Origin of the sequence: Sporolactobacillus sp. KGMB 08714 (assembly GCF_036598985.1) — a bacterium.
In the GTDB taxonomy this organism is placed as follows: domain Bacteria; phylum Bacillota; class Bacilli; order Bacillales; family Sporolactobacillaceae; genus Sporolactobacillus.
In genome coordinates, this window is sequence record NZ_JAUUBW010000056.1 from 63,365 (window position 1) to 72,119 (window position 8,755).

General features: G+C 44.0%; 10 protein-coding genes and 1 tRNA gene. 7 read left to right on the top strand and 4 right to left on the bottom strand.

The genetic code is table 11. The annotated features are described in order from the left end of the window. The 7 genes from Q6A92_RS17645 (at position 1) to Q6A92_RS17675 (ending at position 5,876) form a co-directional block, all read left to right on the top strand. The gene (locus Q6A92_RS17645; protein ID WP_332238924.1) at positions 1-939 is read left to right on the top strand and encodes an SHOCT domain-containing protein; all 939 of its coding nucleotides are present in this window, start codon (positions 1-3) and stop codon (positions 937-939) included. Positions 940-1,139: 200 nt separating this feature from the next. Beyond that, positions 1,140-2,219 carry a DUF4236 domain-containing protein gene (locus Q6A92_RS17650; protein ID WP_332238925.1) on the top strand — a complete coding sequence of 360 codons (1,080 nt, stop codon included), beginning with the start codon at positions 1,140-1,142 and terminating at the stop codon, positions 2,217-2,219. A gap of 96 nt (positions 2,220-2,315) precedes the next feature. Next, a complete protein-coding gene (locus Q6A92_RS17655) occupies positions 2,316-2,756 on the top strand; it encodes a DUF6978 family protein (RefSeq protein ID WP_332238926.1) in 441 nt (146 codons plus the stop codon). 16 nt (positions 2,757-2,772) lie between these two features. Continuing rightward, the gene (locus Q6A92_RS17660) at positions 2,773-3,555 is read left to right on the top strand and encodes a DUF1828 domain-containing protein (protein WP_332238927.1); all 783 of its coding nucleotides are present in this window, start codon (positions 2,773-2,775) and stop codon (positions 3,553-3,555) included. A gap of 87 nt (positions 3,556-3,642) precedes the next feature. Continuing rightward, positions 3,643-4,257 (top strand): ImmA/IrrE family metallo-endopeptidase, encoded by a 615-nt coding sequence (locus Q6A92_RS17665; protein WP_332238928.1) that lies wholly within the window; start codon positions 3,643-3,645, stop codon positions 4,255-4,257. Then, on the top strand, positions 4,235-4,588 hold the full coding sequence (locus Q6A92_RS17670; protein WP_332238929.1) for a hypothetical protein: 354 nt from the start codon (positions 4,235-4,237) through the stop codon (positions 4,586-4,588). The genes Q6A92_RS17665 and Q6A92_RS17670 overlap by 23 nt, the downstream gene beginning before the upstream one ends. 118 nt (positions 4,589-4,706) lie before the next feature. Further along, entirely contained in the window at positions 4,707-5,876 is a 1,170-nt protein-coding gene (locus tag Q6A92_RS17675; protein WP_332238930.1) for a tyrosine-type recombinase/integrase, read from the top strand. 83 nt (positions 5,877-5,959) lie between these two features. Here Q6A92_RS17675 and Q6A92_RS17680 read toward each other — a convergent pair. From Q6A92_RS17680 to rph, 4 genes are all read right to left on the bottom strand, one after another. Then, positions 5,960-6,033: transfer RNA gene (locus tag Q6A92_RS17680), tRNA-Arg, on the bottom strand. A 762-nt stretch (positions 6,034-6,795) separates the two neighbouring features. Continuing rightward, complete coding sequence (locus Q6A92_RS17685; RefSeq protein WP_274398196.1) at positions 6,796-7,335, bottom strand: metallophosphoesterase family protein; 540 nt, start codon at positions 7,333-7,335, stop codon at positions 6,796-6,798. Continuing rightward, a complete protein-coding gene (locus tag Q6A92_RS17690; RefSeq protein ID WP_443029755.1) occupies positions 7,335-7,880 on the bottom strand; it encodes an XTP/dITP diphosphatase in 546 nt (181 codons plus the stop codon). Before Q6A92_RS17690 ends, Q6A92_RS17685 begins: the two co-directional genes overlap by 1 nt. A gap of 53 nt (positions 7,881-7,933) precedes the next feature. Next, positions 7,934-8,686 (bottom strand): ribonuclease PH, encoded by a 753-nt coding sequence (rph, locus tag Q6A92_RS17695; RefSeq protein WP_274398306.1) that lies wholly within the window; start codon positions 8,684-8,686, stop codon positions 7,934-7,936. Positions 8,687-8,755 lie beyond the last annotated feature (69 nt).

Below are 8,755 nucleotides of genomic sequence, written 5' to 3' on the forward strand. Positions count from 1 at the left end.
ATGTCGTCAGCCAAAGAAGTCAAGGCGGCACTAAAACCTTTTGTTGGGAGTCTGATTGCATTTAATAATTCGGAACCCTTATCAAAAATATTACAAGATGATGAAAAAATTGAATTGGCCGGTTTTGGTAAAGGCAATAATATCATCGTTTTGTCCGATCAGAGAATTATTTTTTTCGAGGGTGCATTTCGAATAAAGCCTGAACCATATGAACGAAATAAAATCGTAAATTTCCATACTGAAAGAACGGCAAAACACGATTATTTCAAATTCAATTATGAAAATAGCAATATAGTGTATCCAATCGATCGAAAGAAAAAAGTCACTGAATTTGCGGTAGAGCTAGAAAAAGTCCTTGGCGATATTGAAAATAACGATCATGGAGTAAAAGAAAACGTCAATTTAAAGGGTAAGATCTGTGTTGGCCTTGAAATCATTAATGGCACTGATCAGTTAGGCTTTCACGCTCAGATGTGGTACACAATGTATCAAGAGGCATCAGGTGAAGTTAAATTTGCTGCTGATTCAAAATTTCCAATTGATGGCACCTTCAAACTGATCGGCTATGACCGCACCGAAAATTTTAAACAAAGTATCAGCAATGTGATCGGCGGCGCTGCACTAGGGCGAATTTATGGGACGGCCGGAGCTATTACTGGAGCACTTGCTGCCAGAGGAACAGGGAAAGATCTCTCCACTGCATCTATTCTCCTTCAACGTGAAAATGGAGAGCGATTTATTCTTATCGCTAAATGCAATCAGAAGACGTTGGAACAGCTTCAAGCATTTATCCCTGCAGTCACGGAAAACGAGATTAAACATATAGAGATTGCTACCTCCCCTGCCGACGAGATCAAAAAGTATAAAGAACTGCTCGACATGGGCGCAATCACTCAAGAAGAATTCGACGCAAAGAAAAAACAGCTATTAGGTATTTGATTCTTACTTGCCCATTAACTAGTTTTTCTTATATAGATAAGATTCACATTTGGAGAGAAGACAGACTTGGTCTTACTGTTTGTATACCCTCCACTCCCCTAACTAGATAAAAAATATATCACTTGCTCTACACGAGTAACAGCTTTTGCTGACGTAAGCAAAACGCCATCGCAAAGAAAACTACATAAGGGGATAGGATCATGGGATTTAGATTTCGGAAAAGCTTTAAAATCTTACCAGGCATTAAGTTTAACATCAATAAGAAGAGTTTCGGAATGACTTTTGGCACAAAGGGTGCTCATTATACGATTAACTCGAAGGGTACCCGGACTAAAAGCGTCGGCATTCCAGGTACTGGCCTGTCTTATGTCGATGTCGAAAATCCAGAGCGGAGAAGTTCTACGCCGCAGGGTGACGGCGATCAAGGGGCAACCCGATCAGACAAAGGAAAAAAACGTGGAATCGGATGTTTAAGCCTTATTCTTGCAGTTTTCGCTATTTCTGCCATTATTAGTTTATTTTCAGGCCATTTTGGTACATTCTTCGGATCATTACTCATCATCTCGGTGATGCTAGCTATTATCTCACTCTTTAATCCTAAACTTGCTTTCTGGACGAAAAAGAAAACAAAAGGCAGAGCCTTCCTAGGCTATGCTGTTCTTTCAATTATCCTTTTTTTGGCGGTGGGCGCCACCGCTTCCTCCAATCAACCATCAACAAACAGTACAGACAGTCAGACAGCTGCGACGTCGGACTCTTCTTCAGGCTCTGACAACAGTTCTTCTCAGGCTGACTCATCGGTTTGGTCGGACGCCAGTAGCTCAGCTGATAGTTCTAATAACGACACAGCCAATAGTTCGGCTTCGGCCAGCTCGGCTTCTCAGGCAGCAGTTGCTGTAGCGCCATCGGCAGGCAGTTCAAGTAGTGTGGCCGCGACAAGTAAGCCAGTCGCGAGCGCCCCCAAAAAAGCATCCGCTCCGGCTTCTTCCGCAGCGCCCAAGCCGGCCCCGACACCTGCGGTTACAGGCAGCGGACTGAACGTCTCTCCTGGGCAGATAGCATCTGTCTCGGCAAAGGGTTCTCCAAACGCTCCGGCTTCTATTCAAGTCATTTATAGTTCTGGACCCAGCACAGCCGCTGGATTAGTAAGCAAGACTACAGACGGAAGCGGTAATGTTTCCTGGACGTGGAAGGTCGGGACTAGGACTAAGCCGGGAGATTACCCTGTGAACATTACAATCGGTGGAAAAACAATAACTCAGACGCTGCATGTGAATTGATTTCTTCTACATTACGATTGGTTGGTTTGCATTTATACTTATTTAATTTTCATAATGAACTTGCCCTTTTTGAGGGCGTACATAGGGGATGGGGACGTGCTTACAGAAAAAGAGGCGCAGGAACTGATAAGGGCTTTAAAATATTTTCATAGGAAAATGCAGAATTATATTTTACCTGATCCCGGGAAAAGGGATCAATTGGATCTAATATCCGATGATGGTAAAAATGAGTTTAAAGTTGACCTAAATCAGGGAAAAATAGAACCAAAATTCACTTTTCAATTGCGTCTAAATCATGCTAATCTTATTTTAGTTAGGGTAGATGTCGGTGGACCTACTCATGAGAATCCTGATCACAAAAAAGTACAAGGCCCGCATATACATATTTATAAGCAATATAAATCTAGAGAAGACAGATGGGCCTATCCGTTGCCAAAAAACTTATTTGTTTTATCAGATGATTATGTCCTCACATTTATTAATTTTCTTGAATTTGTTCATGTTAATAAAAGTGGAATTAATATAGATTCAAGATGACAAGGGGGTGATTTATTTGAATAACGCTCAAACGTTAGAAAATGAGTATTTGAAATGGGTAAAAGAAAATATCGATTTCAGGAATTTGTCATCAAGTGTTATTCGAATTGAATCACCATTCCTTGATCGGCATAATGATCATTTGCTCATTTATGCAATTATTGACGGAAATAGAATTAAACTTACTGACGATTCAAACACGATTCAGGATCTGTTTATGTCTGGCATTGATATTGATAATTCAGATAAACGTAAAGATATACTTTCATCCGCTCTTGGCAGCTACGGAATAACTAGAATGAATGATGAATTGACTATCGAGTGTAATATAGGAAATTTTGCTCAAGCAAAGCACCAACTAATTCAGGCCATCCTTTTTGTAAACGATATGTTCATTCTTCGTCAATCAAATATCAAAGAACTTTTCATTGAGGATGTGGATAGATATTTTATTCAGAATAAAATTAGGCGTTCTAAAAATATGAGTATTTCTGGTAAAAACGGACTTCAACATAAGTTTGATTTTATAATTAATGGCCTGCCAGAGGATAACATACCTGATAGATACATTAAGGTTTTGAATGATCCTAGAAATAATTTGCTGGCCAAAGCTATTCTGTTTGACATTCAACAAACAGCTGAAATTAAACCAACAGAAAAAATTCATTTCTATACATTCATAAATGATACAGAGAAACCAATAGGAAAGCAGACTGCAAATATTATCACAATGATGCCTGAATCGACAATTATTCCTTATAGTGAAAGAGACAAGTTTACTGAAGAATTGTCAGCCTAAATAGCTTACCAATAATCCTTGCCCTTTACGGGCTTTTCTTTTGGTCTTATAATCGAACGTATGATCGTACTATATGGAGATGATCAAATGGAACCGTTTTATAATCCCCCGCTCGTCGAAGAATGGGTATCTGATACGTTTATCAAAGCCGGCATTTTCCTCCCCTCTGACATTCGTGCCGATAATCTCTGCCGCGCTTTTGGCATTGAGTATGGTGGCTATTACGGTATTTCCGGCGCCAAGATCATCGGTCATATCCCCTACATTGCCGTGGACAGCCGTATTGAATATACGGAACAACACGAGCAGTTCCTGCATGAACTCGGCCATGTTCTCCGCCATTATGGCGACCAGACAAATATGCCGCAATCCATGCGCGAATATCAGGAATGGGATGCCAACCTTTTCGCCATGTATGCGGCCATTCCCTTTCATATGATTGATTTCAGCAAGCCCTATACAGTCGGGAGCCTTATGAAGGATTTTACAGTCACCGAGAATATAGCCACCAAACGCATTCGCGACATTCGTGCAAAAATCTATTGGGAATCTAAACGGCAATACGAAGAAATGGTTTGCGAGCCCACACCGCCAGCCTACGACCTCTCCGAGAAGTCGCCTGAGACACAGCGGATCATGCATCAACTGAAGGATCAACTTGAGCGAAAGGGTGAACGGCTTGAAATACATGATTTATTATGATGCCGATGTTGACGGCCGGCTATATCCACTTTGGTACATTGCTGAGGGGCCGATCGATTGGAACAAATCGGTCACGTTTTTCTCGATTCATCAATTTTTTGTTCAAGTAAACAGCATTGACCTTGACGATGGTGTTCTCGGCTGCTCTGTGCATGTTGGAGAGATGATCATTAACGAACATAAGCCCGGCCAATTCGGCGTCAATCTCAAAGCGCTGCGGGCCCGTATTGAACCATTTGCCGATCTCAAGAACATTCGCCGGCTGATCTTCCAAATTGCGGATATTGAAGATATACTCTCGATCGGTAAAGAACGATTCGCATGGATCTAGGCGTTCCCATAGCTGTTCCTATTGAGACAAGATATTTTTACCCGTTAAAGTTGTCTTAACGGGACTTTTTCAATTTTTCAAGAACGTATTACCTTGTTGCTGATAAGGAGTGATCCTGATGTCGTATGTTGAACAGAGAGGAAAAAATAGTTTTCGTCTGAACGTTATTATCGGTTATGACGAGAAAGGTCGACCTATCTCCGAACGGAAGCCGGTTAAGGCAAAAAATAAGACAGAGGCAAAGAAAATGTTGGCGGCATTCGAAGCTGAAGTTAATTCCGGGAATTATTTAAAGCCGACAGAAATTACGCTCAAACAATTTTATCCAAAATGGATTGAATATGTTGAAGGCAATCAGACACCCGCTACCCGGGCAAGCTATATCGGTATTGTCGACAAGCGGATCTTGCCTAAATACGGTCATATGAAACTGTCATCCATAAAAGCGATGCACATCTTTAATTTTGTGAATGATTTAAAAAAAGATGGCCGTAGATTAGATGGGAAAAAGGGTAAACTCAGCAAATCTACCATTCGAAATTGCTACAAGGCCTTTCATAGTATTCTGCAATGTGCCGTTGACCTTGAAGTCATCAAAAGCAATCCCGCAGATGGCGTCAAATCGCCGAAACTTGGCAAAGGAAAAACCGATGTATACTCGAAAGATGAAATTAAATTGATGCTGGAAAAATTGGAGAGAATGCCGCTTAAATGGAAGCTGATGATCATCTTTGCATTCACGGTCGGAGCACGTGAGGGCGAAATTGCCGCACTCGAATGGAAACATATCGACACTAAAAACAACACAGTCAGTATTGAGCAATCACTTACAGACGAATTTGGCTTAAATCTCAAGGATACAACGAAGACAGAACGCGATCGAAAAGTGAAAATGCCAGATGCTCTATCCGCCCTATTTGATGCGTATCATAAACAGAAAACGAATGATAAAAATATCGTCTCCTATGATCTCGGTGACAGTGAAGAGCATTTATTCATTTTTTCTGATTTGAATGGCAAACCGATACGTCCAGATAGTATCTCTCAGTGGTGGCGTCGATTTACCGTGAAGAACAAGTTACGGCATATCCGCTTTCATGATCTCCGGCACACATCGGCCACATTTCTAATCAATGAAAATGTCCAATCGAAAATCATCAGTAGTCGCCTTGGTCACTCAAATATCCAGACGACCATGAATATTTACGGCCATTTTCTAGAGGAAGCAGACGAAGGAGCAGTCGAGCATTTTGATAATTTTTTGAACAAAAAACACAAAGAAAAATAAATTTGCTCCCATTTCACTCCCAATTTATTGTTTGCCAATTTATTCCAAAATAAAAAAGCCTTTCATATCAAGGCTTTTCGCTATGTCCCAGAAGGGATTCGAACCCATGACCCACGGCTTAGAAGGCCGTTGCTCTATCCAGCTGAGCTACTGGGACAGAAAATCGGTCGGTCAACCATTTTCCAACGGAAACATGATCATTCGACGACCTTTACTATTTTAGATGGTAAAATCGTATCTGTCAATGCCTGTCAAATTGTTTCAACCGGAAGTGCAGAATAATCCAGGTCGGGAGTTGACAATGACAATATACAGGCAATCACCGGAAAAGATGGACGATATTTATCTGCCGGCTGTATGTTCAAAAAGGCACGAAGCGAAAGGTACTTGTTCAAATAAAACCGTTCGAATATTTTTCGGATTTTCAGTTTGGCACCGGACTTCCGCCAATATTCAAGCCGGCAGTTAATCAGAAGTTTTGACCGCCGTTTCAGGCAGCCTTATTATTTCCGGTGCTCCCGATTATATTTCGGCTGTCGGACAATCATAACAGACTGATAGGGACAAAAGTGCTGCGACGCTGAGTTGTTCTTCCATCGGCAGCCTATCTCCGGGCAAATCTCCATGTTCACCGGGCCTGTCTTTCCCGCGCGGCAGCGAAAGCAGGCAGTAAGATTGCCCGTCCCCGGAAAATGACCGCGGCTAAATCGCATAAGGACGGGAGCCGGTCCTGAACAGAATATTTTTCATAGTCCGGAATAAACAGGCTGTTTCTCTCATTCATTCATACCTTTCTTTCAAGCCATGTTCACATATAATGAATTATCAGGTTAACCAATCGGGTTGCCTGATAACGCCGCGTGAGTGCCCTCCTCCGCATCACTCCTGGGGACACCTTGTCCGATCAAGGTGTCCCCTTTCATTTTAAACGGCTGTTTTCGTTTTGCCGGCGATAAACTTTAGAAAACATATCAACCGGCGCACCCGCAATGGTGTAATAGGTAACCCCCATTGTCTTTTGATCCGGGCTGAGCTCGAGAATCACATATGTACCTTCCTGATAGTTTCTGGGAAGACGAAGGCTGCCGGGATTGATGAAAACCATGCCGCCCTTCTGGAACGTTCCTGCAAGATGGCTATGTCCGAAACAGACTATATCCGCTTTATTCTCCAACCCTTTGTTATATAGTTTCCTCTTGGAAATTTTGATGCCAAGCAAATGGCCGTGAACAATCAGAAATTTAAGCGGTCCGATTGTCCGGACAATTTCTTCGGGAAAAGTACTCGTACGGTCGCAGTTTCCTTCCACCGTTATGTAGCCGTCCAATTCACGGCTGTCCGCTTCAAGTTCCGAATCGCCGCAGTGAATGAAGGCTTCAACCTGTCCGGCATAACGTTCTTTCAGTTCAGCCACTTCCCGCCTCAATCCATGCGTATCACTGACAATTAGCCACTTCATTAATCTCCCCCCAACCAGCTGCCCCAGTTTTCGCGCAGCCTCTGCAATGCATGCGCACGATGACTGATTTTATTTTTCTCCGCTGCTCCCATTTCCGCAAAAGTCAGCTGCCTTTCCGGAATCAGGAAAACCGGGTCGTAGCCAAATCCGCCCATTCCTCTTCGGCCGTTTGTTATCAGCCCGGCGCACCGCCCCTCGGCAAAACGGGTCGGTTTTCCCGGAATACTGAGTGCCAGAACACAGATAAAACGGGCAGTCCGCTTCTCCGGCGGCACGTCTTTCAATTTATCCAGCAGTTTATCAATATTGCGCTCGCTGTTTTTGTCCGTCCCGGCATAGCGTGCGGAAAAGACCCCGGGCTCTCCGTCCAGCGCATCGACGGCAAGCCCTGAATCATCGGCAATCGTGACCATTTTTGTCTTTTTAGAAAGGGTCTCTGCTTTCAGAGCCGCATTTTCCCGAAAGGTGGAACCTGTCTCCGCTACTTCGGCACTGATGCCGAGGTCCTTCAGTGAATAAAGCTCAACCTGAAAATTCAAGAGCATCGCTTTGATTTCCTTGATCTTTCCCGGATTATTCGATGCTACCAATACTTGGGTCACTTCTCCGTCCCTGCCTTTTGTTCGGTCAGTATATCGCCGATGAGCGACTTTTCGGCACCGATGAGCTGATGGATCCCTTTTTTCGCCAGATCGATCAGCACGGAAAGCTGCTGCCTGCTGAATGTCGCTTCCTCGCCGGTACCCTGTATCTCAATGAATTCGTCCTTCCCGTTCATAACTATATTCATATCGACATCCGTTGTCGAGTCCTCTTTATAGCAGAGGTCCAGAATCGGACCGTATGACGGATGGATGCCCACAGATGTGGCCGCCAGGTAGGATTTGACCGGAATTCTGCTGATTTGTTTTTTATCGACGGCCCTCTTAAGAGCGAGTACCATCGCGACAAAAGCGCCTGTTATGGAGGCCGTGCGCGTTCCTCCGTCCGCCTGGATGACGTCGCAGTCAATCCAGAGCGTCCGCTCCCCGATCTCATCAAGAGCCACGACCGAACGGAGCGCTCTGCCGATCAGGCGCTGTATTTCCATGGTTCGGCCGCCCAGTTTCCCTCTGGACGATTCGCGGATGGTTCGCTCCGGAGTCGCTCTCGGGAGCATGGCGTACTCCGCCGTTATCCATCCTTTTTTCTGTCCGCGCATGAACGGCGGGACCTTATCTTCGATCGTGACGTTGCAAATGACTTTTGTCCGGCCGACCGTTATCAGCACGGAGCCTTCCGGATGGATGATAAAATCCGGCACTATCTGAATCCGGCGAAGTTCGTCATTCGCCCTTCCGTCTGGTCTCATCATATCAACTGCCTCCGCATACCTCATATTTAAGCAAAATGTTGGGAAGGGCTCCGTACGCCGCCCCTT

Excerpts from the sequence above, each read along its gene's own strand:
- Q6A92_RS17645 (WP_332238924.1), top strand. The coding sequence starts at position 1 with ATGTCGTCAGCCAAAGAAGTCAAGGCGGCACTAAAACCTTTTGTTGGG.
- Q6A92_RS17650 (WP_332238925.1), top strand. The coding sequence starts at position 1,140 with ATGGGATTTAGATTTCGGAAAAGCTTTAAAATCTTACCAGGCATTAAG.
- Q6A92_RS17665 (WP_332238928.1), top strand. The coding sequence starts at position 3,643 with ATGGAACCGTTTTATAATCCCCCGCTCGTCGAAGAATGGGTATCTGAT.
- Q6A92_RS17675 (WP_332238930.1), top strand. The coding sequence starts at position 4,707 with ATGTCGTATGTTGAACAGAGAGGAAAAAATAGTTTTCGTCTGAACGTT.
- Q6A92_RS17685 (WP_274398196.1), bottom strand. The coding sequence starts at position 7,335 with ATGAAGTGGCTAATTGTCAGTGATACGCATGGATTGAGGCGGGAAGTG.
- Q6A92_RS17690 (WP_443029755.1), bottom strand. The coding sequence starts at position 7,880 with ATGCTCTTGAATTTTCAGGTTGAGCTTTATTCACTGAAGGACCTCGGC.
- rph (WP_274398306.1), bottom strand. The coding sequence starts at position 8,686 with ATGAGACCAGACGGAAGGGCGAATGACGAACTTCGCCGGATTCAGATA.